Raw genomic sequence first — 23,859 nt, forward strand, 5'->3', positions numbered from 1 at the left:
TACTTTCAATTTACGACCAAACCAAGATTCGACTTATGTCTATTTTGACCAATTGTGTTTCCAATTTTAGTGACTTGAATACTAGAATTAATCTCTACCTGATGGTTACTGATCTTTGCACTCAGCGTTTAGATTCGGTCATTATCCAACAGGTTAAAGACTTTATAAAGGCAGATGAATTAGAGCCTGCATTAACTGATTTTTTTGTAACGCGAAATGAAGCGGCTCTACAATATACTTATGCCAAAATTTTAGTAGGGCATCTTTTAAATGACTGGTTGCCGACAAATAAATTTGTCTTTGAAAAACTGATACACTTACAAAATATAAACTATGTTGAAATAAAGGTTTCGGATAGTGGTGATTTACTTTCAGTTACAGAAATAGATACGTCAGTTCCAGATTTTGCATACGTTAGAGAAAATTTAACTACGGTGAGCTGGTTGCATCAAACATTAGAAGGACTCAACCGAATCATTATTCATCAAATAAGGCAATTTGCACCCGACCTTTATACAAATTATCGAAATACATTCTACGATTTCATCAACCTTAAAGACTATAATATTATTGCAGTTGATCAAGAGCCACTATCAAAGGAAACAGAAGTCAAACTTAAATGGAACTGTAAACCCGCTATTGCTGGCTATATCATTTCCGAGCTTATACGCGCCGGATACATTGAACCACCCGTTCGGCGTGGCGACCTTAATCTGAAGGAATTAGCTCGTATATGCGATCAACTATTTGAGTTCAAAGACTATAAACCGGGGGTTGATGGCTGGCGTAACAATGTTGACCAAACCCGTAACGAATTAACGGAGATACCCCGTGCTAAACTAAAACTGCATGACCTCGACCAGTTATCTTAACTGAACAACTCCTACTATCATGATAGTAGCGTGATAGATGTAGCCTGTTCAGAACTGCCAACTTTGACTTGTACAAAATAAAGTACGATTCAAAATGTACGGCACAGTAACACAAATCCAGATTACCCCCGACCAGTTGACTGAACTGGTACGCGGGGCAGTTCGCTCGGAGTTGGCGAACTACTCACCACCCGCCCCCGCCGGGTTAGCCCTACCCGACTTGCTGACACGTCGGCAAACCGCCGATACATTGCAAGTATCGCTCACTACTTTACATGATTGGGCAACTGACACCGACGACCGCCCCGCCGTGTTACTCCCACTAAAAATAAACGGGCGTGTTCGCTATCAGAAAACCGACGTATTAGCCGCGCTCAAACAGCCACGCCGATTCAAACACCAAAAGGCACAGGAGGGCCGGGGCCAATGACCTACTTACCTACCTCCCACCGCCTAACCTTTCGGCTCGATGCCGACCGGGGCCGTTACATCGTCAAAGAATGTGAGCCGGGCTTTTGTAAGGTCCCGCGTGAATTGACTGTCGAGGAACGGCGATTTAATGACAACATAGAGGCTGAGGTCATTCTACGGGGTCCCAATACCCAAAAGAAAGACACCGGCAAAAAGGCAGGGCGAAAGATTACCTTCTTCACGGGTCTGCAACGTACCGACTATATAGGCGTTTACGTTGGCAATGTTGTGACGTTCAGCCAGAGCGGGGAAAAAGTTCGTAATGGGGTTGTCGTGCAATTCTCAACCGACGCTGGACATATGACCCTCCGCTACTTTCCCGCCTACTATCCTTATCCCAAAGACCGGGCCGCCTTCGTTTCTGCTCTTCTCCAACGGGGATTACTCTAATAACTATCCACACCTGACGAACCGCCCCACGCGGGCAAGTACCACACGATGGAACGTGTGGGCGGTTCTCCTATGCCATGTTCGACGGAATCACCATACAGGACCTTTCGGTAAATGTAGACGCATTGCTAAACAATGACCGTCTAACGTTCTGCTCAATGGTTGATACCCAGACTGGATTTGTTTTTAACCCAAACCGCTGGGCAAATCATCGGGGGCTAACGTTTAGGATTGTGCCCCGAAAAAATGGGCAAGGCCACCGGGTTGAGTTGAAAGGGAGCTTACATAAGTTTCACAACAACGGGCAACATAACGCCGATCAGTTCACTCTGAATGATTTGTTGCTGACCCTCGATGAGTTAGTTCATGCTTACGGGTTCAACCTTTTTGACTCCAAGATTAATAAGGTTGAGTTTGGCGTCAACGTTGAATTGCCGTTTCCGGTTAGTCAGGTTTTGGATAACCTTGTTTCCTACAAAAACCAGCCGTTTAGCCGTGACACCAGCAGCGGTACGCCGTATTACGTTTGCAATTTTCAACGCTACGCCGTAAAAATTTATGATAAAGGCAAACAGAAGGGGTTAGCCTGTCATATGCTACGGTTTGAGATTCGTGCGGATAAGATGGAATATTTCAATGGCAAGGGTATAGAATTATACACCTTAGCCGATCTTTTGAATAGTTCGAATTACGGCCTTTTAGGGGCCTTATTGGTCGATACGTTCAAGGAAATACTGTTTGATGACCCAGCGATTAACAACGCCCCCCTAACGCCCACCAATAAAGAAATTTATCGCAATGGACGCAACCCGCGTTACTGGCAGATACCGGACAATCTAACTCCCAAACAGGCCAATGCCCACCGCCAACGATTGAACCGAGCTAGACAACGTTACCGATCATTATATGAGCAATACGGCGGTAGTTGGCAAACAGAGGTAGCCGCACTCATTGGTGAAACCTGGACTCGTTTAACCCTCCTTAGTGATGACTTACGGAGTCGGATTGACACGCATAAGACAGAATGGAAATTTGGGGTAGGCTGTCACAAATTAACCGAGGTTGAGCCCTCTTCAGATGAGCCGATCTCGAATCGTTCGCCGGAGTTAACCTGTCACGAATTAACCAACATTGACCCACCGATCTGTAACAAATTAACCGACCTTCCTACGGCGGACCTGTCACAAATTAACCCTTTATATTCTGAGTTACATTGTGACAGCAACCAACCGGCCAATAATACCGTAGAACCTGTTCACCTACTGCCAAAACCGGGGGCGGTTGTCTGTCTAATTACAGGTCTTACGATTGAATCACCGCGCCTGCGTCAACGGTTCGTTTCAGCCACCCAGTTAAAGAATCTACACGCTACCGACCGCCCTACGTTTGATAGAATAGCCGCGCGATTTCTGACCGCGAAACAGGCCGGGGCTACCCTCAACCAGCAATGCTATTACATGGCTCACAATATCCGTAACACTTACACCAATCTATTCAACAACCCCCTACGGCGACTTAAAAAGTATCTTAGGAGAAACCAAAGGCCGTTGCTGTTTACACTTAATAAGGCTCAATTGACTGAGCGCATACAGGCCGGAATTGGGTATCGGGAGGGAACACGCTACGAAGTGGAATTGTAGAATGAGCCTTAGCTACTATCCATATAAACGGCTTCAGTGCGTGTATTCCAAACGGCATAAATAAATAGGTAGCCAAAACATGATTGGGCCATTTATAATGCTGAATTTAGCCGCTTAGATTATACTAATAGCTTCTACTACACATTCTATTTTAACCGTCGAATTTATTGTCCATGACTACATCATTACGTTCTGTCAAGTTATTGGCACTCCTCAAAATTACGCTTATAAGCATATTACTAAGTCAGATCAGCATAGCTACCATCAGCTATGCCCAGGACGGACCTGTTTGCACCACTTTTGTTAACAGAACTACAGCCAATGGACTAGGCGGTAATTTTACCAATGGAGTATATGCCAACGGTTCGACTCTCTATGCCGCTACGCAAGGCGGATTATCTATTTCTACGAATGGAGGGAGCACCTTTACTACGGCCAATGGAACGGCTGGTCTTTATACCTTTAATGTGTTTGCCGTTGGCTCAAATGTTTATGCCGCAACTGTAACCGGCGGCCTGAAAATTTCCACTGATGGTGGAGCTACCTTTACTACAGCATCGGGAATCGGCAGCCCTACCGTATATGATGTGTATGCAGTAGGCTCGACCGTCTATGCCGCAGTGGCTAATGTTTCTGGGTTAGGTGGGGTGAGCATTTCCACCAATGGGGGGGCTTCCTTCACGGCGGCCCCAGGAATCAGCAATGTAAACGTATATCGGTTGCATGTGGTAGGTTCAACAATCTATGGGGCCACTGACTCTGGTTTAAAAATATCTGCGAACGGTGGAGCCACCTTTATCACAAAAACCACTGCTGACGGACTGGGCAGTAACAACGTGAGAGATGTATATGCGGTCAATTCTACCGTCTATGTTGCAACAGCAGCAGGTTTAAGTATATCCACTAACGGGGGAGACACGTTCAATACTTATACTACCGCCAATGGACTCGGCAGTAATGAGATACGGGCCGTGTATGCCATTGGCTCGACGGTCTATGCAGCAACAGCAGGCGGCTTAAGTATCTCCACAAACGGAGGAGCTAATTTTACCAATTATACAATGGCTAATGGGATTGGCAGTAATTCAGTACTAGGTGTTTTTGCCACTGGGACATCCGTGTATATGGCTACTGAAGCAGGCTTCTCATTATGCCCGGATGCTACGGCCTCTATCCCAAACGGCCCCGTATGCACCACTTTCGGCACCAAAACTACTACTTCAGGCTTGGGTGACAATGGTGTGATTGGTGTTTTTGCAGAAGGTATTAAGCTTTATGCAGCTACTCGCAAAGGTGTGAGTATTTCCACTGATGGAGGTAATTCTTTTCAAAATAAAACTACCGCTGACGGCTTGGGTGACAATTTTGTAGCTGATGTTTATGCAGTAGGCAACATGGTTTATGCGGCTACTAACGACGGGATAAGTATCTCTGCTGATGGCGGTAACTCCTTTACGAATAAAACATACTTCGATAATGGATTAGGCAATAATTATGTAAATGGTGTTTATGCAGTAGGTAACACAGTGTATGCCGCGACTAATGGGGGATTAAGTATATCCACTGATGGAGGTAATACTTTTACGAATAGAACCATGACCAATGGACTAGGGGACAACACTGTCTCAGATGTCTATGCGGTAGGTAATATGATTTACGCTGCCACTAACGGCGGGGTGAGCATATCCATTAATGGAGGCATTTCATTCGTCAACAAAACTCCTAGTAATGGATTAATTAGTAAGTATGTGAGTGGTATCTATGCGATAGGCAATTCAATCTATGCCGCGACCAATGAAGGAATAAGTATTTCCACTGATGGAGGTAATTCCTTTCAAAATAAAACTATTGCTGATGGTCTGGGGGATAATGTCACTTTTAATATATATGCCTTGGGTAGTACGGTATATGTTGCTACTACTAACGGATTGAGCATCTCCACCGATGGAGGTAATACTTTCACAAGCTATAACAAGAGTAACGGACTGGGTGATAATTCAGTATATAAGATATATGCTACAGTCGCTACAGTTTATGCGGCTACTAATGGTGGTTTATCTTATTGCTCCAATGCGGCTCTGCCTGTAAGTTTAGTGAATTTTACGGCCCAGGTGCAACCAGAACACACGGTGTTAGTGGCTTGGCGTACGGCCTGGGAACGCGTCAATAAGAGCTTCATTGTCGAACGTAGCAAAGATCTGCAAACCTATGAGAGAGTCGGAGAAGTGGTTGACGTAGCTGGGACAAGCGACAATTTCAACACATATCGTTTTGTCGATCAGAGTCCTATTAAAGGCACGAGTTACTACCGCCTGCGACAAGTCGATCTGGATGGCAGCAGTCGTACGTATCCGGCCGTTGCAGTGGTCCTTAATGGTACCTATGGGGTGTACCCTAATCCTGTAGCGGGCTACTCCTTTACACTCGATCTGGATGAACCTGTTACTGCCTTATTACAACTATACAGTACCAATGGACGGGAAATAAGCTTTGACAGGAAAGTCATTAGTGGCAGTACTATACAGCTAAGTTCATCCATCAAACTAGCCGCCGGTGTGTATGTACTGACCGTGGAAGAACGCGGTACTCGCCGAACCCACCGTTTAGTCGTTCAGTAGATTCAAAAAGGGAGTGGCCTTTGTTTGACGTGCCAGAGGAGTTGATCCGGGCGGTCAGGGTTGGGGATTTGTAATGAGGGGAAATGTGCGTTGCATTGTAGGAGGCCTATAAAATATATAACCCGCTCAAGCTGTCCCAGCATAAGCGGGTTATACTACCTATAAATAGATGCTCTTATTTCTTATCGACCAGTTGCTTGACCAACTGTTTTAACTCGTCAATTTCCTTTTGCTGCTGAATACTATATAGGGTCAACTCCTCAATTTTCTCCAGCAACTTGGCATCCATCTTGGCCACGTCTACCCCTTGTTCAACGATCTCAACCGCTGAAGGAACGCCCGGCAGGTGACCGGTTTTTTGAATGTGCAGTTCCACTTCAACCAGGCTTTTCAGGTTATACCCTTTCTCAAAGACCTTGTCGCTCCAATCATTGGTGCTTTTGACAGCGACTTTTACCTTCTCAGTCAAGATGCCCTCGGCAACGTATAACCGATAACCTGCCGGCGTTTTATTCACACCTGAGCCAATCACCACTCCACCTGAATTGCTATTTTGGAGATTATCCCCGGCGGTCTGCCACAAGCCGTCCGTGTCAGCTCCTACCCGGCCAGATCCGTTGATGCTGGCCAGGATGACATCTCCCTGAGCATTGACGGTCAGAAATTTGGTCTGGTTCAGCACTGTCGTCGTGTAGGAGGAGGTCAGATTGGTAAAGCGAAGTCCACTATTGCCCGGAGTGCCCTGCGTGATTTCCAGTTTGTTGGCCGGGGCCGTGGCACCAATGCCAATGTTCATCGCATTGTTGCCCAGCACCAGCGCATTGGAGGCTGACACGACAGCGCCTGCCCCAATCGCCCCTGCGTTGGTGATATTGCCCGCGCTGGGAGCCGCATTGGCCTGCCAGCCTATAAAGAGGTTATTACTGCCACCCGTAATGCTTGTTCCGGCTTCCTGACCAATAAAGACATTGTTATTACCGTTTTGATTGTTAAAGCCAGCGCTAGAACCGACAAAGGTATTTTGATTCCCTTGGTTTTTATAGCCCGCACCGCTGCCGATGGCCATGTTGTAATTACCGGACACGTTTAAAGCACCCGAGGAGCTGCCAAAGAACATGTTAAAGCTACCACCGGCATTGTTGGCTCCAGCCTGCGGACCGATAAAGACATTGTCACCACCGCTTGTATTATTATAGCCCGCTAAGGTGCCCGCAAAGACATTACTGGCTCCAGTGGTATTGAGGTAGCCAGCTTGCTGGCCGATGAACAGATTGTTGTTGCCAGAGGTGGTGCTATAACCAGTTTGATAGCCCAGAAACGTATTGGCATCGGCGTTATTATAGGCGCCAGCACTAACACCCATAAAAGTATTATAACTTCCAACTGAGTTCGCGGCACCTGAATAGGCGCCTGTAAAGGTATTATAGCTCCCCGTTTTGTTGCCCCCACCCACATTTGCACCAAAAAAGGAATTAAATGAGCCAATTGTATTCTGACTGCCAACACCACTCCCCACAAAGGAGTTAAAGTTCCCCGTCGAGTTGTTATTACCTGCACTAGAACCAACAAAAGCATTAAACGAGCCGGTTGTATTAGCAGCGCCCGCAAAGGCTCCAAAGATGACATTAGACCACCCCGTTGTGCTAGCGGAGCCGGCATTATACCCAAAAATGGCATTTTGAACCCCCGTCATAGTAGAATTACCGGCATACGGTCCTACCAGTGTGTTGAATATTGCGGGGCTTGATGAGTTAGCCGAATTGGCTACGTAGTTGCTTTGGCCAAGCGTTAAAACGGGGAGGCTAATGAATGCCAAACAACCTAAAAAGCGTCGATAGAAAGTAAACATAAACTGGTCCATATAAATAAAAAAGTGTAGAAAAAATGTACTCAAAAGTAAATTAAAGCAATATTCATTCATATTGGATAGCCTGATAAAGTGGCTTATTTACTATTTGGTAGTCTTTGGATATATTAGGCATTTTGATTTGGGTGTGGATAGAATCAAAGGCCCTCTGAGTTAGATTGTGACACCAACCAACAGGCCAATAGTAGCGTGGAACCTGTTCACCTACTGCCAAAACTGGGCACGGTTGTTTGTCCGATCACGGGTCTTACGATTGAACGTCCGCGCCCGCGTCAACGGTTCGTTTCTGCCACACAGCTAAAGAATCTACACACTACCGACCGCCACACGTTCGATAAAGTAGCCGCGCAATTCCTGACCGTAAAACTGGCGGGGGCTACCCTCGACCAGCAATGCTACTACATGGAGCATAATATCTGCAATGCCTACGCCAATCAGTTCAACAATCCCCTACGCCGACTGAAAAAGTATCTGGGAGGAAATCAAAGGCCGTTACTGTTTACGCTTAGTAAGGGGCGCTATTGACCGACCGCATACAAGCCGGGGTTGAGTACCGGGAGGGAACGCGCTACGAAATAGTTCTGTAGAGCAAATATTGAGTAACGAAGTCACACATCTTTAGAGATAACACTTACCTTTTAAAGACATTCATATTGAAGATTAACGATATAAGAAACGGGCAGGTGATTGGGGTAAGTATTAATTGCACTAATCCTAATCACTTTGCCATCCTTGTCAAAATCGTAACTAAATTCATTCGAGAGTGTACCAAATCCTGTCGAAGTTAAAACGTTAGGAGTGGACGTTTTTTTAAGTAAATTAGAATAAGTTTTTCCGCTCATTCCAATCAATAGGTCTCCTGTTATAATATTTAAATCATAAAAGGGCAAGAAGCCCGATTGTGTTGTCAATGTATAATAGAATTAGACTTATCCATATAGAACTCATTCGTTGTAATTCCTAAAACTGAGTTGCTTATAGTTGAAGTTATAGTACTTGAAGAGGGATTACCAAGATTACTTAGGCTATAACTTATAAATTGCCCACTTTGGCTATAAGATTGGCTAGCCAGATAGCCACTGCTATTGTAGTTATTCGTAACAATATAGCTATTTTGACCACTCTGATACTTAGCTAGTAGGATGTAGCCATTATTGTCTAAGGTAAATCTGCTGGCGGGTGTTGCGTTGGTTACTCCATTTTTGTCAACTCTATATAAGTCAGCCTGATTGGTTGTGTAGATTAGTTTATAGACATTACCATCACTAGTAGAAATACTAGAAAGTTTATTATCAGTTGAATAGGAATAGGTAAGTGTTATACCTCCTTCAACACCGTAGGAAACTAGTCGGCAGTTTTGTTGAGGTTGTTTTGCCACTGGCTCTTTCTGGCAACTACTCAATAGAGCTAACAGGATTAAAAACACAACTAAACTACTATGTTTCATAATAAGAAAGAATGGATTCCTATAAGTGTGAAGCCTTTCCAGATTAGATTTCAATAATAACCAACGCTGTAAAAATAGAAAAAACTTAATACAGGCTGGAATCGAGTATCGTGAGGGAACACGCTATGAAATTAGTTTATAGCCATTACACTACGTAGAGGACGTTTTACCGTGCCTCGACTATCGCTATTTCTTCTTCTGTCAATCCGTAGAGCGCGTAAACCGTCTTATCTATTTCGGCTTCTAATGCCAACGTATCGGTAGTTGAGTCAGTGGCTTTGGCCTTTAGAATTTGGCTGACTAAAACCTCTATTTGCTTATCCTCTTCGTTTGCTACTATTAGAATCGGTAATTGGTTCATATAAATTGACTGTAATGCTAATGCACCCCCTTGAAGCTTTGAGGCAATTTGATTTAAAAAAAACCAACTCATTTTAGAATTCATTATACCAAGAAGGAATTTGGTAGCATCAGGTATAAAGAAAAGTTTGTTATTGCAGTAGTATCCTTCGTTTTCAAACGAGAATGTCTGGTATGTACTAATTTCCTGGAACAGAATCTTGGGCTTTTCAAATTCCTCAAAGGAACCAGAGCCAAACCTTTGCAACGCATACCATTCATAACGTATGCCTGTTTCAGCTTTATTTCTGTTAGCAAGCTCAGTTTTAAATTTCAATAAGTGTTGATAAATAGCAGGATAACTTTTTTCAAACAGCTGTTCAGATTTTATAGAAGCCCCTTTTATTGTGGAATCTTTGTGTAATGGAAAGTGCCATGGAATGTAAATCAAATACTTGTCTACTTTCGGTATTTGATATCGTTTTAAATCCCTCCCTGCCAAAAACGGTTTAATCACATCAGCACTACGTGGGTCTTCAGCAATTAAACGGTCTTTAGTTTCTGCATCAATGACAAATGCATTATTGAATCCGGTCTTAATGCCGTAATAGATTTTACCGTCAACGTATTCGCCTAGTGGCTTGCCCTTTGCCCGCAGCTTAGCCATAAGTTGCTGTATTGTCTGGTTGGTCAACTGCCAACCCTCATCCTGCAACGTATCGTTTCTAACCTCAAAACGATTATCCAGAATATAATTGGCTAATCCATTCGGATAGGTTAATGTGTCAATTTGCGCTACCTGAAACGGAGCATTTGCCAACGTATTCCGAATGCTCAATATACTTGGATAGGTTATAGCTTCATCAAAAACGGCTAAATCGCCAAAGTCGGCAATTTGCTCAATCGCTAGAGTTTTCAGCCATTTACGGAGACTTAGACCATACCCCGCCCGCATCCATTTGTTTGGAATGATGAAAACGAACTGACCGTTTTGCCGCAAAATTCGTAAACCATGCTCTACGAACATGACGTACAAATCAGCCGTACCCGCGTAAGTTTTTGGGAAGTCTTTCTTCAGCAACTCTTTAGATTCGCCTAACTCCTCCTGTCGGATATAGGGAGGATTACCAATAACGGCATCAAAACCAATGTAGTTACCCTGTCCGTCTAAAACTTCGGGGAACTCAAACCGCCATTCAAACGAGCCGCGATAGAGCGCGTTATTTTCAATATCTGTAATCTCCGATTCAACCTGTTCAATTAGTTTGTCGTACCGTTTTTTTTCAAGGGCAATCAATTTGGGGTCCTTTACGGTATCGAAAATGCTTAGTTCACTATCTAATAAAATGCGTTCCCCGCGCAATTTTGACAACTTCTTTCGGCGCGGATCTCGATTGATGACCGTTTCCCGAAACTGATTTTTTATTTCGTTGATGAAACGTAGTAGTTCCGCTTTAGCATCCTTGCTCTTTTCATCCTTGTAGGCTTTAACTGCGTTTTTGTAGGTCTGAATATTGAACTTCTGTTTTTTAAATACGTCGCTGAGGTCTTCCGTTAGACTAAACTTGCTCAACAGACTATTCCCCTGTTTGATGTTAATATCAATATTGGGCAAGGTTTCCAGTTCGGCAAAATCAGAGTCAACGGTATAGTAGGCGTTCTTCAGCAATTCAATCCAGAGCCGTAACCGGCAAATCTTAACCGAGTTGGGGTTTATGTCCACCCCAAACAGACAGTTTTCGATAAGGGTCTGTTTTTCCTGAAACAGTGTCTTTTGTATTCGTTGCCGTTCGGCGGTTGGTTTGCCCGTTGCGGTCTGTAGTTGATAGCTGAATGGTTCGTCGTCTTCATCCTGCACAACCAATTCATCATTCAACACGCTAACCGTATAGCCTTTTAGCCGTTTCCCGGTTTCATCTTGTAATACCTGCAAATCAGACTTGATAGCAATCAGTTCATTGAGTGCCGATACCAGAAAGTGACCCGAGCCCACGGCCGGATCACAGATACGGATTTCATTAAGAAGAGCGTTGGCTTCGTTGCGGTCTAGGTCTTTGTCCTGCAAGTCGGCAAAGTCGTTGCAATCCCACCCTTTGGCCTCGTTGAACTTCTGCACAACCGTTTTACGGATGGTTTCGCGGCACATATATTCAGTAATGAACCCCGGCGTATAAAAGGAACCGTCTTTGTAGCCGTTGATTTTCTCAAAGATCAGTCCTAACACGCTGGCATTAATGAGCGTCCGGTTTTTTTCCTGTATCTCATCCCGACTTTCAGATGCAAAATCATAGGCGTCCAGAAAGGCAAATAGATAGGAGAGCGTATTGAGGTCTTTATTACTCTTGTATGAGGGGTTATCGTTGAGGACGCTCTTAGGTAGTATCGGCAGCTTTAGACCGTCTTCCAGGCTGTTTATATTGATCGTAGCGTCTTCTAAGTCGGTAATTTCAAACAGCGAACTATTCAGATAAGGGACCCGGCCAAATTTGATTTGAATGGACGTTTGCCGTTCAGACGGTCTTTTAGCCAACACCCGAAAGAAGAGCTTATAGAGTTCGTCAAAGTCGGCAATCGTTTCGCGGTTTAAAAAGGCATAGTCTAGGTTGCCGTTCTGGTATTTGATAACCTGCGATTCCAGCAGTTTAAGAAAAGAATCCGGTTTACCCATGTAATACACAGCTCCAGCGCTACGCTAAACAGTTGCTCATCGTTGGTGGCTCCGTATTGTGCCCGGTCGTGTAGGTGATATAGCTTATTGGCGGTATACAGTTGAACAATGGTGTTTTCCAGTAGTGACCCCTCATCCCGTTTGCCCGCTTCTTTCCGACGAATGACTTTTTTACCGCCTTCTTTGACCTCTTCCAATCCAATAAGGTGTAAGAGTTCCCCGTAAAATTTAGGATTCAGCCGGTTACTATCGGTAGCGGCTGGCAACTTCAGCAGATGCGTAGGTGACAGAATCTTGTAGAGAGACAGTAAGGCTTTATCGTTGGCCTTATCCTCATCCGAGACAATTTTCTGAAAGTCTCGTAGGTCGAAATAAGTAAAGGGTATTTCGTCGGGTAGGTCAACTAGAAAGGGCTTGACAATTTCGTTGTAGAACAGGTCATTGTTTCTGCTTACCTTTTGGCCGGACTCCCAGGCTTTATACTCTTTGGTTAAATGAGCGTTCCGAAAAAATAGCCGATCAATCAGAGCCGCGTCAAAGATGAACCATTCATACACGTTGGTAATGACGCAGTGCCGAATGTCGCTGTTTTTAGATCGTTGCCGTTCCTGAAAATAGTATAGTAGGAGTTCGTGAAAGGCTTTAGTGTTGAGGTTTTGGCGGGTAATCATTTCGCCTTTATTGGCCGGTCGTTTGACCTCAAATAATACGCCCGCCTGCGTAGTGGCGTCTTTGCCTAAGTGAATGACAAAATCGGTTTTTCCTTTTGGTGCTACTACGTGGGCGTCTTTGTAATAGACCTCTTTGAGAAAGTCCATCAAATGATCTTTTACGTTTTCCTCGCTCTCCTTTTCGTTGATATGTCCTAAAAGTTTGACGAAGTGCGTTTTAAATAGCTCAATCTGTTCACGGGTAGCCGATTGAAGACGATACGTTTTTTCAAGAGATTCGGAAGGAGTGAGGATGTTAAGGTGCATTGCATTTGAGCGTTAGGAAGAGCAAGTAACGCACCGTAAGACAACCAAACAAATGAACGAGTGTAACAGTAGGGAGGGGTAGGTAAAATCATCAAAATCAGGGTCGCCACAACCGCTAGCCTAGGCAAGAAAAATCGGTGTCAAAATTCAGGGGGTGGGGTATTCTTGATTTTCATATCTAGATAATAAGTTGGTGAGAACAAATAATGGACAAAACGATATTCTACCTTTTTACTAATTAGTGATACTAGCCAGTAGATTAGTTAGTCTACTGCATTTCATAAAAAAAAACATATGGCCATGATAAACAGCTATTTAACAAGGGCGATCTCTGGGATTCTGTTGTATGTTTCCCTGTCCTTATCGTGTCCCTTATATGCACAAACGGCTCTCATCCCTGTTCAGCCTACTTATCTTTGTAGCAATGGATTTATTGCCTTCAATACAGTTGGGGGAGATGGGACAACTATTACTTATTCAGCAACGGGCGTTACCCTTTCCTCACCTACGAGTAGTACAGGTGTTGTAGATGAAGCCTGGCGAAACAGTCCCGGCAACCCAATTATCATTCAAGCCACTCAGAGTGGAGTTACGGCTACTTACAGCATAGATATACAAGCCTATTGCGCATCGAATAACAGGTATTACAGCCCTTTCTTAAAAAGTCCTATACCAGACATTACATTAACTGAGTCAACGACTAGCACTGCCATTAATGTTGGAGATTATTTTGGTTCTAATGATAATGGTTATGACTACCGAGCCTTATTCAGTTATGAAGCTTACAACCTACCTCCCGGCTTAGTTTTTAATAGTGCGAGGAGCACACCTCCTGGCTATGCCTTTATTAATGGTGTTCCCAATCAGACGGGTGTTTATCCGGTAGCCGTTGTAGTTACTAAACTAAATGCCTTTAACGCTGCCTATTCGGTAGCTGATACGTTTACAATTACGATTGCACCAAAACCATTGTCGGTTGATTTAATCTCTTTCACAGCCAGACCAAATGCCGCTCAACAAATTGAATTAGTTTGGAGAACCCAGAACGAGATAAACAACCAAGGATTTCTTATTGAGCGTAGCAAGGACTTACTTCTGTTTGAAAGAGTAGCTGAAGTTGGTAAGACGGAATTAGTGAATCAAACAATTAATGATTATTATTTCACTGATACAACGCCCTATACAGGTACTAGTTATTATCGATTAACTCAGATTGATTCAAATGGCCAGCGCAAAACCTATCCTTCTAGTTCTGTCATATTGCGGGATAGTCCCTATTCAGTAACACCGAATCCTATTACCGACCAAGGTACGTTTGTAATCCAGTTGGACGAACCCACAACGGCAGCTATTCATATCACTAATAGTGATGGTCATTCAATACCTTACACGAAAACGGACATAGGACCACAGAGCCTGCTACTGGCTTTAGCAGAATGCACCTCAACTGGTTTATACATAGTGACGGTTAAAGAACGGGGCCAAACTCGCAACTACCGTATACTAGTCAAGTGATATCCCGAAAACTTGTAGTCTTACAAAAAACGGGTCGGGGGAACCACCCACCCGACCCAATGAGCCGAGGGAACCACCCGCTCGGCTCTGACCAAACCAAGTGACCCGTAAAGGCCGCTCGATAGAACGGTAAAGTTACAATCTCTATCAACCAGACCGTCAACTGATCAATAAATAGTTTCGTATGTTAGACAATCCGTCAACTATTCCGTCAACCAACTAACTATTCCTTAAATTGTACCCTGATATACAGTAAGTTACAATAAATATTCAAGTCCCTTCGGGAGCACAATTAATGAATAAAGGCTAATCAGGATTAGAGTTTAATTACTCAAAATCAACTGATTAGCCTTTTTGCTTTATCGGACTTTACTAAAACAAAGGAGTAAACCGAGCTGGAAATCGTTCGGCTTAATGAATTCGAAGTGAACCGATAACAGGTAATGCCCACTAAAAGCTGAGGAACTTAAAGAGCATTGATTCATTCGAACAGTTTTGTAAAATATAGGTCTATTGTCAGGAGTTCTAGACCTTAGTGGAGGTGACCTGATCGCGACTCATGTCGGCCAGTAGCAGAAGGCTTGGGAAATGGTTGATGGTCAGGATACCACCCAGCCCTGGTGGGTCCTTTACGAATGCCACAAACCTAACCTATCGACAGTAGTTCACTACAGAAACCTGTTCACAGCATCCTGCTGGATTATTGTCAGAGAAAAGAAACAGATCAATTCATTTTTCCGTTTCTCAAATACAAGTACCGTAACTATATGTAGCTAGAACTTGAGGAACCGATCCAGTCCGCAAGTTGATGACTGTGACAGGTTACTAAAAAAGGTTGCGGCTATGCCTGGCATTAGTGAAAACATACCCCTGTACACAGCTCGTCATAGCTTGGCAGAACGTTAAATGGAATCAACAGGATAAATAAATAAAAACGTTGCAGGATTCGCTAGTCATACTGCTATCAGTGCAACCCAACGATACAGTTCCCGGATGAATCAGAGCCGCTTAGATATGGGTAATTTCGGTTGCGAACGTTGGCAAATACCAACCGAAACAACCGACGATGACCAACAGGTCCCCAAGGCCCTGAACTAAATTCGTACTGAAACCATACTGAAGTATTTGGCGAATCCCTCGAAAACGACGGTTCGAAAAAAAGCTAACTAATTGTTATTCAACTAAATGCGAAACAAAGGTTTCGTTTACTTTCGCGCTATGAATATGATGGACATGTTCGGGAAAATGAAGGAAGTTCAATCCCGAATGAAAGATGCCCAGGAAACACTCAGCACCATTTCGGAAACGGGTGAGTCGGGTGCAGGCCTGGTTAAAGTGACAGTCAACGGTCTGAAAAATGTATTGAAAATTGAGATTGACCCGGATTTAATTCGGCCGGACGACCGTGAAATGCTACAGGACCTGATTGTAGCGGCTACCAATAAAGCGATGTCGAATATTGAAACAAAGTCTCGTGAACACCTCCGTCAGGCTACCGAAGGGTTGTTGCCTAACATTCCCGGTTTGAATCTGGACGGGCTGATGCAATAAATAGTTTGTAAGTTTGTCGTTTATAGTTTGTCGTACGCGCTACCCGTACCTGTCGTAACGTCAAACTACAAACGTCAAATTCGTTGTGTGGATACGCTTGCTATAGTTATACTGAATTACAACGGGCAACCGTTTCTGGCCAAATTTCTGCCTACGGTGCTGGCCAATACCGATGGGCATCCGGTTTACGTAGCGGATGGTGCGTCTACGGATTCATCTGTTTCATTTGTACGGGCTAATTTTCCCGAAGTTCGTCTTATTGAGCTTCCTTACAATGATGGCTACGCAGGTGGGTACAATATGGCACTCGAGCGTGTCCGAACTGAATATGGAGGAGCTACTTACTACGTTCTGCCCAACTCCGACATTGAAGTGACACCGGGCTGGCTTTCACCCGTGTTGACGTTGCTGTCCAATAATCCGAAGATTGCTGCCTGCCAGCCCAAAATCCGGTCGTATGACCAGCGGGAATTGCTGGAACATGCGGGCGCAGCGGGAGGATTTGTCGACTGGCTGGGGTATATCTTCTGCCGGGGACGAGTTTTCGCTACGTTCGAAACCGACCATGGGCAATATGACGACAGTCGACAGATATTCTGGGCAACGGGTGCCTGCCTGTTCATGCGTGCCGACGTATTCCACCAGACTGGCGGCTTCGACGCGTCATTTTTTGCACATATGGAGGAAATTGACTGGTGCTGGCGCATTCAGCGGCTTGGCTATGAGGTGTGGGTATGCGGTCAGTCGACAGTGTTTCACGTTGGCGGAGGCACGTTACACAAGTCCAATCCCAAGAAGACGTACTTAAATTACCGGAATAGTCTGTTCATGCTCTACAAAAACTGGCCCGCCGATGGCTGGTTGTGGCCTAAAATACTGCTTCGACTGGTTCTGGACGGCCTTTCCTCCCTCCTCTTTCTGAAAGTTGGTGAGTGGAGCGATGTGGGGGCAATTTTACGAGCACACTTCGCATTTTATAAGCGTCTGCCTACCCTTCACCGGGAACGGAAGCGCTTACAGCAGCAACAAACGACCGAGGTCAGGCTGTTTCCGCGTAGTATTGTGTGGCAGTATTTTGCAGAAGGGAAAAAGACGTTCGAGGAAATATATGATACAGAGGCATGATGCGGTTGGGAATCAGTATACAACGTGCGTTAGGAAATACATCATACGTCCTATATCCTATACTATCTCATAATTCCCAGATGGTTGGATGAGCATGCCGACGCAGGTGTTTGTTCATTTCCATCCAGAAGGCAAGGATAAGGTATAAAATAACGGGCGAACCGAGTGTTAGAAACGACGTATAGATAAAATACAACCGAATACTGCTGGCTGAGATATTCATCTTCTCCCCTAATCGCGAGCAGACGCCAAAGGCCTGACTTTCAACGAAATATCTGATCTTATTCATGCCGTTTAGTTTGCGAAGCGTATGGATGTAAATTGAACCTATCTGAGGGTCACTAACTAATATGTGTAGTAGATTGTTTGCCGTTTACACAGAAAACCAGTATAAACATAGTGAAAATAGCTAAAAAGTATCGTCAATCTATCTGAAGTCAGAACATTTTTGTTTTCTTTGTGTTGTAACGGCGTTAACGGGCACTATGCGTCATTTGCTACGTTACGCTTAACAAAGTTCGATGATTTTCAACTAATTTCTTGTGTTCTCTGATGCTCTGGTAGTTGTTTCGTGATCTTTGTTAGTAACTGACCCTTTGTATGTTTAATTGTTTAATTGATTACGTTTTATGCAAACAGGTGTAGTAAAATTTTTTAACGAAAGCAAAGGTTACGGATTCATAGTTGAAGACGATACCAATCGGGACATCTTCGTCCACATCACCGGCCTGAACGGAATTACCATTCGAGAGAAAGACCGGGTGCAGTTTGAAGTGGTTGACGGCAAAAAAGGACTTAACGCTGTAAAGGTGAAAAAAATAGACTCAGATTACTAACTCTCCTACGTCTATATGTGACATTGAAACCCCGCCCGGTATCAGGCGGGGTTTTTCTTTGTTGCTTTCCAACCGGCAAATCAGTTGTTGGATCATCCGTAGAAACAAGGTAACATACTATGAAAACGTTGATATTCATGCTCCTGACAGGTTTGCTAATGACCTGCAACAAAAAGGAAATCACATCTACCTGCAATGCTAACACTGAGTATACCAAAGATGCCGACCAGGCCCGCAAATGGATCGTGGGTGACTGGAAATTAGTGCGTGTTACGAGTATGATTCCTAACCCAACGGTAGATAACGTGGTGTTGAAGTTTTCTGATACCGGTCAGGTCTCTATTAATAAAGATGATACACCAACGGCAACCAATACGTATCAGATAGCCGATGTGCAAGGTAATTTAGTCCTCAAAACGGATGCAGAACCAACAGGAGAAAATTGGTACGTTCGAAACCCAATAGTACGAATATGCTCCCGTGAGCTGGTTTTGGACGGTGGTATTGCGTACGATGGGCCTGGTTATACGTTCCAACGTATCAAATAAGTCATAGAATGCAACTAATCTCTTGCATTCTATGACTCGTGCTTGTTATCCTATCCAACCTTTAACATCGTCAAGAGTTGGCATTTTAGCCTCTAGCTTCAATTTCTTTCGAACGCCCCCAAGGTCGTTGAAGAGTTTGTTTGGGTTGGCCGTACTCAGCTGATCAACCGTCAAAAAGCCCAGTTTCTGCACGGCAGGAACCCACTCGGCCGGAACGCCCGCGGCCACGAAATCACTTTCGTCCGACTGCTCCACTTTCTTTTCGGGCCGCATTTGTGGGAAAAACAATACGTCCTGGATCGACGGCTGGTTGGTCATAATCATCGCCAGACGGTCAATGCCCAGACCCACGCCTGCCGTTGGCGGCATACCGTATTCGAGCGCCCGCAGAAAATCTTCATCCAGCGCCATGGCTTCTTCGTCGCCCCGTTCGGCTAAGCGAAGTTGCTCTTCAAAACGTTCCCGCTGATCGAGTGGATCATTTAGCTCAGAGTACGCATTTGCAATTTCCTTTCCATTACAAATCGCTTCAAATCGCTCCACCAAACCGGGTTTACTACGGTGCTTTTTGGTCAATGGCGACATCTCAACGGGGTAGTCGGTGATGAACGTTGGTTGAATCAGGTTAGGTTCGCAGGCATCGCCGAACAGCTCATCAATCAGCTTCGACTTGCCCATCGTGCTGTCTACTTTAATCCCTCTATTTTCGGCTACCTGCCGAAGGGCATCCTCGTCCATTTCCGATACGTCAACGCCTGTATATTCCTCAATGGCTTCGAACATAGTCAGTCGTTTCCAGGGTCGTTTGAAGTCGATGACATTTTCGCCAACCGTCACTTTAGTCGTTCCGGCTACGTCCAGCGCCACTTTCTCCACCATCTCCTCGATAGTATCCATCATCCAGAGGTAATCTTTGTAGGCAACGTAGAATTCCACCTGCGTAAATTCCGGATTGTGCGTCCGGTCCATGCCCTCATTTCGGAAGTCCTTAGCGAACTCAAATACGCCATCATAGCCGCCTACAATCAGGCGCTTCAGGTATAACTCGTTGGCAATCCGCATGTAGAGCGTCATGTCGAGCGAGTTGTGGTGGGTGCGGAACGGTCGCGCGGTGGCGCCACCGTGAATGGGTTGCAAGATGGGCGTTTCGACTTCCAGGTAGCCTTTCGCGCTCAAAAACTGCCGGATTGAGTTGACCAGCTTCGTACGTTTTATGAATACCTCACGCACCTGCGGATTCACGATCAGGTCTACGTAGCGCTGGCGATAGCGTTGTTCAGGATCGGTAAACGCGTCATAGGTCTCTTTTTCGCCTTTTTCATTCACCACCTCCTTCACTACCGGAAGAGGACGTAGTGATTTGTTCAGGATTTTGAATTCCTTCACGTAAACAGACAATTCACCGGTCTTGGTGGAGAACACATGACCACGAACGCCAATGATGTCGCCAATGTCCAGTAGCTTCTTGAAAACGGTGTTATACAGGGTTTTATCGTCGCCGGGGCAGAGATCATCACGCCGAAAGTAAAACTGCATACGACCAGTCGCATCCTGAATTTCGGCAAACGAAGCACTGCCGCTAATGCGGAACACCATAAGCCGCCCGGCCAGTTGAACATCGCCCCAGCGCTCGTCGCCAGAGAGATCCATTTCTGGCTCAACATCACTACCAAAAGCAGCTCGAATGTCGGCGATGGTGGTTGTTACGTCAAATAATGCGGCTGGATAGGGATCAATGCCCATCCCGATTAACTCTTCGCGTTTTTGTCGGCGATTTATTTCTTGTTCACTCAGCATGTCAGTCAGATCGTTGGTCAGTCAGTACGTTGACCAGGTATTTGAGTGGGCAAAAATAGTGAAAAGGATTGGCGTTTACTGGTATAAGGCCGAATATGCCATTGCTGTAATCAGACAACCGCTCTTCTATTTTTTGATGAGGCAAAGAAAATCATTCGTATCATTGTGATATTAAAACGATATCACATTTTCACCTTACTCTTTACCGTCATGCAGGAGAAAAAACTTACGTCTGTTTCGGGTTATATTTTTGTCATAGGCGCCCTGGTCTGTTTTGGTGTGGCGGCATTGGCTGCTACCTATAATGGGGCACTACTGGCCATACTGTTAAGTTTGATCGGTGTTTTTCTGCTGAAAGGTATCGTTGTTATTTATCCAAAAGAAGGGATGAATGCTACGTTCTTTGGCGACTATGTCGGCACCATTAAAGAAACGGGATTGCGGTGGGTGAACCCACTGTATAGCAAAACGAAAATCAGTCTACGCGCTCGTAACCTAAATGGGCAGACGCTGAAAGTAAATGATAAAATGGGCAATCCGGTAGAGATTGCCGCCGTTGTCGTCTGGCAGGTGAGCGATGCCGCCAAAGCCTTATTCGAAGTTGACAATTACGTTAATTTCGTGCAGATTCAATCCGAAGCGGCCGTGCGGAAATTAGCCAACTCATATGCGTATGACCATATGGAAGATGAAACCTCGTCGGTAACCCTGCGCGACAGCACGGGCCAGATCAACGAATTTCTTGAAAAGGAACTCAACGAGCGTCTCGAACGAGCTGGCGTTGATATTATTGAAGCCCGTGTCAGCCATTTGGCGTATTCCTCCGAAATTGCGGGGGCCATGCTACAACGCCAGCAGGCATCAGCCATGATAGCCGCTCGTCGTTTGATTGTGGAGGGAGCTGTTGGGATGGTGGAGATGGCGCTGGAACGCCTGGAAAAAAATGGTGTAATTTCGTTAGATGAAGAACGTAAAGCCGCTATGGTAAGCAACCTGCTTGTTGTTTTATGTGGCGAAAAATCCGTTAGCCCAGTCGTAAATGCGGGAACTTTGTATAATTAACAGGAGAGAGGGAGAAGGGAAAAATCTGACTAGCTTGTCATCCTTCTCCCTTTTTTCCCTTCCCTCCTCTTTCTCCCTTTTATGGCTACAGAAAAAAAAGCATTTGTCTTACGGATTCAACCGGAAATACTAAAAGAGCTGGAGCGTTGGGCACAGGAAGAATTCAGGAGTGTGAATGGGCAGATCGAATACCTGCTCAACGATGCGCTCCGAAAACGGAAAAAGCAGAGTCAGCCTATAGCTGATGATGAACCGACTCCCCAATCCGATACGTAGCACAACTTATTCCTGTGAGGGAACAGACTCTCTGGCAGAAGCCGTTCCAGTATCTTTATGCACCAAAGAATTATACTGATCGATGAGCACCAGGCGCCCTAAAAGGGTACGGGTATTGATATTGTGCTGCTGCACATATGCCTGCAGCTCACGATCATAAGTCATCATTAGCGGTTGGTAAATTTCCAGGTAAAACCGATCCAACGCCATCAACTGACCCGCATCCTGTACATAGTAGTCAAAAAGATCGGTACTCTGCGCCATAATAGGCTGATCGGCGTAATTTGATGGGTGCCCAAATGCTCGTTTAAATAAACCATGCGGTCGTCTTAGTCGCCGAACGACAGTCAGTGGACCATCCATCCATACCTCGAAAAACGTACGGTTGTCATGATTTTTAGTTGGAGAACCCGACAACGATCTAAAGTCCCTATTTTTGTGTAGACTATAATCGAACCAGCCAAACTGAACAACCTGATTCGCTGAGAGCGTGTATAAACGCCCATCTGACTGACGAAACATGACCATCTCCGCCAGCCAGTTATAGGATAGGTTTCCTTCCAAAACCGTTTTATCCCAGAGCGTTATATGGCCCGTATGCCAGACTTCTTTCTCAGGTGAAGCTTGAGCGGAAAAAACACAAAATAATACAAGTATAGTGATTAGTGTACGTTTATAAAGAGTTTTCATAATTGTTGATGATACGTTGATAAATATGATTTTTCGGCGACTCTTTCCTCTTACTGAACACTGTTGAGTCAGGCCACTTAGAGCAAGTTAATGAATAGATAAACGCCTTATTATCAGGGGATAAATAATCCTATTTTTGATTATTTAATTATGTATAGATAGGATAGAACTGATAAAGGAAAAAATTGGTAATGTTCTATTTCTATATTCTTTGTTAAAAAAAAGCAGCCGTAAACTTTTGACTTTATGGTCTGGAATAAATTAATATTTTTTACGCCTATTAATATAGTACAAAAAAAGCGCCCTAATTAGGGCGCTTCAAGCGTTATCAAATTAACCAATAAGGTTATTTAGTCGATGCGGTGACCAGATCACCAATAAGTCGTATGCCCTCGAGAGTCAGGGAAGGAACAACGTCGGTGAAGGCGTTGCGTAGTGATGGGATTCGGCCCGACAGTCCACCCGTAGCTACGGCAAGGCAATCGCCCTGAAGTTCGGCTCGAATGCGATCAAGTAAAGAACGTACTAAACCCTCATAGCCGAGAATAACGCCAGCCTGGATCGCCAGCGTTGTACTGGTACCAAGTGCAGACACGGGTACTTCAATAGGCACTTCGGGTAATTGGGCTGTATTCGCAAACAGCGACCGAATGGCCGTTTTCAGACCCGGTGCAATGGCTACACCCAACATTTTTCCCTCGCCCGATACCGTTGTAAAGGTAAGCGCCGTTCCAAAATCCACGACGACGCAGTTGCGATGGTAGCGCGTATAAGCCGCCAGTGCATTAGCGACAAGATCGGCCCCAATTTCATGCGGGCGAAGAATCTCAATTGGTAATATTGGATAAATTTCCGGCCCGGTCACCACGGGTTCAAAACCAAATAATTCAGCTAGCATGGCCCGCATAATGGGCGCTAGTCCAGGAACAACGCTGCTGATGACGGTGGTTCTGACAGCACTCAAGGGAACACTGGCTTCCAGCAGCCAGAGCCGTAGTCGACGCTCATAAGAGTCAGCGGTTTCATCGAGCCGGGATGGTGTACGCCAGATGTGTTTCCAGGTGGTTTGATCGTAAAGTCCGAAAACAGCGTCGGTATTACCAATATCAACTATAATCTGCACAGGAACGGGAAATAGACAGTTGTCGGGGCGAAATAAGGAGAAAAATG

The 23,859-nt window shown here is 44.9% G+C and carries 20 protein-coding genes and 1 pseudogene; 13 read left to right on the top strand and 8 right to left on the bottom strand.

Annotated elements, in window-relative coordinates; all coding sequences use genetic code 11:
* Window positions 1–101: 101 nt before the first annotated feature.
* The 5 genes from ACYVEA_RS23150 to ACYVEA_RS23170 all read left to right on the top strand — a co-directional run bounded on the left by ACYVEA_RS23150 (window position 102) and on the right by ACYVEA_RS23170 (window position 5,991).
* On the top strand, window positions 102–872 hold the full coding sequence (locus tag ACYVEA_RS23150; protein ID WP_461115813.1) for a hypothetical protein: 771 nt from the start codon (window positions 102–104) through the stop codon (window positions 870–872).
* A 94-nt stretch (window positions 873–966) separates the two neighbouring features.
* A complete protein-coding gene (locus ACYVEA_RS23155) occupies window positions 967–1,302 on the top strand; it encodes a DNA-binding protein (RefSeq protein ID WP_461115814.1) in 336 nt (111 codons plus the stop codon).
* On the top strand, window positions 1,299–1,733 hold the full coding sequence (locus ACYVEA_RS23160; protein ID WP_461115815.1) for a hypothetical protein: 435 nt from the start codon (window positions 1,299–1,301) through the stop codon (window positions 1,731–1,733). The genes ACYVEA_RS23155 and ACYVEA_RS23160 overlap by 4 nt, the downstream gene beginning before the upstream one ends.
* 158 nt (window positions 1,734–1,891) lie before the next feature.
* Window positions 1,892–3,373 (top strand): hypothetical protein, encoded by a 1,482-nt coding sequence (locus ACYVEA_RS23165; RefSeq protein ID WP_461115816.1) that lies wholly within the window; start codon window positions 1,892–1,894, stop codon window positions 3,371–3,373.
* A 203-nt stretch (window positions 3,374–3,576) separates the two neighbouring features.
* On the top strand, window positions 3,577–5,991 hold the full coding sequence (locus ACYVEA_RS23170) for a T9SS type A sorting domain-containing protein (protein ID WP_461115817.1): 2,415 nt from the start codon (window positions 3,577–3,579) through the stop codon (window positions 5,989–5,991).
* Between the two features lie 175 nt (window positions 5,992–6,166).
* On the opposite strand, the gene ACYVEA_RS23175 is transcribed toward ACYVEA_RS23170, so the two are convergent.
* Entirely contained in the window at window positions 6,167–7,852 is a 1,686-nt protein-coding gene (locus ACYVEA_RS23175; RefSeq protein ID WP_461115818.1) for an autotransporter outer membrane beta-barrel domain-containing protein, read from the bottom strand.
* Between the two features lie 195 nt (window positions 7,853–8,047).
* Here ACYVEA_RS23175 and ACYVEA_RS23180 point away from each other — a divergent pair, with 195 nt between their 5' ends.
* Entirely contained in the window at window positions 8,048–8,383 is a 336-nt protein-coding gene (locus ACYVEA_RS23180; protein WP_461115819.1) for a hypothetical protein, read from the top strand.
* A gap of 382 nt (window positions 8,384–8,765) precedes the next feature.
* Here the strand turns inward: ACYVEA_RS23180 and ACYVEA_RS23185 are convergent, their stop codons facing one another.
* The 3 genes and pseudogenes from ACYVEA_RS23185 to ACYVEA_RS23195 all read right to left on the bottom strand — a co-directional run.
* Complete coding sequence (locus tag ACYVEA_RS23185) at window positions 8,766–9,305, bottom strand: hypothetical protein (RefSeq protein ID WP_461115820.1); 540 nt, start codon at window positions 9,303–9,305, stop codon at window positions 8,766–8,768.
* A 166-nt stretch (window positions 9,306–9,471) separates the two neighbouring features.
* On the bottom strand, window positions 9,472–11,790 hold the full coding sequence (locus ACYVEA_RS23190) for an Eco57I restriction-modification methylase domain-containing protein (protein ID WP_461116002.1): 2,319 nt from the start codon (window positions 11,788–11,790) through the stop codon (window positions 9,472–9,474).
* Between the two features lie 147 nt (window positions 11,791–11,937).
* Window positions 11,938–13,289: pseudogene (locus ACYVEA_RS23195) on the bottom strand (DUF7149 domain-containing protein); the annotation flags it as partial.
* 300 nt (window positions 13,290–13,589) lie between these two features.
* Between ACYVEA_RS23195 and ACYVEA_RS23200 the strand changes: the two are divergent.
* The 3 genes from ACYVEA_RS23200 to ACYVEA_RS23210 all read left to right on the top strand — a co-directional run bounded on the left by ACYVEA_RS23200 (window position 13,590) and on the right by ACYVEA_RS23210 (window position 17,480).
* Window positions 13,590–14,804 (top strand): T9SS type A sorting domain-containing protein, encoded by a 1,215-nt coding sequence (locus ACYVEA_RS23200; protein ID WP_461115821.1) that lies wholly within the window; start codon window positions 13,590–13,592, stop codon window positions 14,802–14,804.
* 1,218 nt (window positions 14,805–16,022) lie between these two features.
* A complete protein-coding gene (locus ACYVEA_RS23205) occupies window positions 16,023–16,355 on the top strand; it encodes a YbaB/EbfC family nucleoid-associated protein (protein ID WP_093828054.1) in 333 nt (110 codons plus the stop codon).
* Window positions 16,356–16,442: 87 nt separating this feature from the next.
* On the top strand, window positions 16,443–17,480 hold the full coding sequence (locus ACYVEA_RS23210; protein WP_461115822.1) for a glycosyltransferase family 2 protein: 1,038 nt from the start codon (window positions 16,443–16,445) through the stop codon (window positions 17,478–17,480).
* Window positions 17,481–17,547: 67 nt separating this feature from the next.
* On the opposite strand, the gene ACYVEA_RS23215 is transcribed toward ACYVEA_RS23210, so the two are convergent.
* Window positions 17,548–17,769, bottom strand: a complete 222-nt coding sequence (locus tag ACYVEA_RS23215) for a PspC domain-containing protein (RefSeq protein ID WP_461115823.1) — start codon at window positions 17,767–17,769, stop codon at window positions 17,548–17,550.
* Between the two features lie 340 nt (window positions 17,770–18,109).
* On the opposite strand from ACYVEA_RS23215, the gene ACYVEA_RS23220 reads away from it, so the two are divergent.
* Both ACYVEA_RS23220 and ACYVEA_RS23225 read left to right on the top strand, forming a co-directional pair.
* Window positions 18,110–18,316 (top strand): cold-shock protein, encoded by a 207-nt coding sequence (locus tag ACYVEA_RS23220; protein ID WP_012930831.1) that lies wholly within the window; start codon window positions 18,110–18,112, stop codon window positions 18,314–18,316.
* 119 nt (window positions 18,317–18,435) lie between these two features.
* A complete protein-coding gene (locus tag ACYVEA_RS23225) occupies window positions 18,436–18,864 on the top strand; it encodes a hypothetical protein (protein ID WP_461115824.1) in 429 nt (142 codons plus the stop codon).
* 45 nt (window positions 18,865–18,909) lie between these two features.
* Here the strand turns inward: ACYVEA_RS23225 and lysS are convergent, their stop codons facing one another.
* Entirely contained in the window at window positions 18,910–20,661 is a 1,752-nt protein-coding gene (gene lysS / locus ACYVEA_RS23230) for a lysine--tRNA ligase (protein WP_461115825.1), read from the bottom strand.
* A 210-nt stretch (window positions 20,662–20,871) separates the two neighbouring features.
* On the opposite strand from lysS, the gene ACYVEA_RS23235 reads away from it, so the two are divergent.
* Both ACYVEA_RS23235 and ACYVEA_RS23240 read left to right on the top strand, forming a co-directional pair.
* On the top strand, window positions 20,872–21,723 hold the full coding sequence (locus ACYVEA_RS23235) for an SPFH domain-containing protein (RefSeq protein WP_461115826.1): 852 nt from the start codon (window positions 20,872–20,874) through the stop codon (window positions 21,721–21,723).
* A gap of 81 nt (window positions 21,724–21,804) precedes the next feature.
* Entirely contained in the window at window positions 21,805–21,999 is a 195-nt protein-coding gene (locus ACYVEA_RS23240) for a type II toxin-antitoxin system antitoxin (protein WP_461115827.1), read from the top strand.
* Between the two features lie 6 nt (window positions 22,000–22,005).
* Here ACYVEA_RS23240 and ACYVEA_RS23245 read toward each other — a convergent pair whose 3' ends face one another.
* Together ACYVEA_RS23245 and ACYVEA_RS23250 are read right to left on the bottom strand one after the other, a co-directional pair.
* Window positions 22,006–22,689: a hypothetical protein gene (locus tag ACYVEA_RS23245; RefSeq protein WP_461115828.1), complete on the bottom strand. Its 684-nt coding sequence runs from the start codon at window positions 22,687–22,689 to the stop codon at window positions 22,006–22,008.
* Between the two features lie 346 nt (window positions 22,690–23,035).
* Window positions 23,036–23,812, bottom strand: coding sequence for a type III pantothenate kinase (locus tag ACYVEA_RS23250; RefSeq protein ID WP_461115829.1), 777 nt, complete (start codon window positions 23,810–23,812; stop codon window positions 23,036–23,038).
* Window positions 23,813–23,859: the final 47 nt, after the last annotated feature.

It is taken from the genome of Spirosoma jeollabukense, from assembly GCF_054777855.1.

Excerpts from the sequence above, each read along its gene's own strand:
- ACYVEA_RS23150 (WP_461115813.1), top strand. The coding sequence starts at position 102 with ATGGTTACTGATCTTTGCACTCAGCGTTTAGATTCGGTCATTATCCAA.
- ACYVEA_RS23155 (WP_461115814.1), top strand. The coding sequence starts at position 967 with ATGTACGGCACAGTAACACAAATCCAGATTACCCCCGACCAGTTGACT.
- ACYVEA_RS23160 (WP_461115815.1), top strand. The coding sequence starts at position 1,299 with ATGACCTACTTACCTACCTCCCACCGCCTAACCTTTCGGCTCGATGCC.
- ACYVEA_RS23165 (WP_461115816.1), top strand. The coding sequence starts at position 1,892 with ATGGTTGATACCCAGACTGGATTTGTTTTTAACCCAAACCGCTGGGCA.
- ACYVEA_RS23175 (WP_461115818.1), bottom strand. The coding sequence starts at position 7,852 with ATGGACCAGTTTATGTTTACTTTCTATCGACGCTTTTTAGGTTGTTTG.
- ACYVEA_RS23185 (WP_461115820.1), bottom strand. The coding sequence starts at position 9,305 with ATGAAACATAGTAGTTTAGTTGTGTTTTTAATCCTGTTAGCTCTATTG.
- ACYVEA_RS23190 (WP_461116002.1), bottom strand. The coding sequence starts at position 11,790 with ATGTGCCGCGAAACCATCCGTAAAACGGTTGTGCAGAAGTTCAACGAG.
- ACYVEA_RS23200 (WP_461115821.1), top strand. The coding sequence starts at position 13,590 with ATGATAAACAGCTATTTAACAAGGGCGATCTCTGGGATTCTGTTGTAT.
- ACYVEA_RS23205 (WP_093828054.1), top strand. The coding sequence starts at position 16,023 with ATGAATATGATGGACATGTTCGGGAAAATGAAGGAAGTTCAATCCCGA.
- ACYVEA_RS23215 (WP_461115823.1), bottom strand. The coding sequence starts at position 17,769 with ATGAATAAGATCAGATATTTCGTTGAAAGTCAGGCCTTTGGCGTCTGC.
- ACYVEA_RS23220 (WP_012930831.1), top strand. The coding sequence starts at position 18,110 with ATGCAAACAGGTGTAGTAAAATTTTTTAACGAAAGCAAAGGTTACGGA.
- ACYVEA_RS23225 (WP_461115824.1), top strand. The coding sequence starts at position 18,436 with ATGAAAACGTTGATATTCATGCTCCTGACAGGTTTGCTAATGACCTGC.
- lysS (WP_461115825.1), bottom strand. The coding sequence starts at position 20,661 with ATGCTGAGTGAACAAGAAATAAATCGCCGACAAAAACGCGAAGAGTTA.
- ACYVEA_RS23235 (WP_461115826.1), top strand. The coding sequence starts at position 20,872 with ATGCAGGAGAAAAAACTTACGTCTGTTTCGGGTTATATTTTTGTCATA.
- ACYVEA_RS23240 (WP_461115827.1), top strand. The coding sequence starts at position 21,805 with ATGGCTACAGAAAAAAAAGCATTTGTCTTACGGATTCAACCGGAAATA.
- ACYVEA_RS23245 (WP_461115828.1), bottom strand. The coding sequence starts at position 22,689 with ATGAAAACTCTTTATAAACGTACACTAATCACTATACTTGTATTATTT.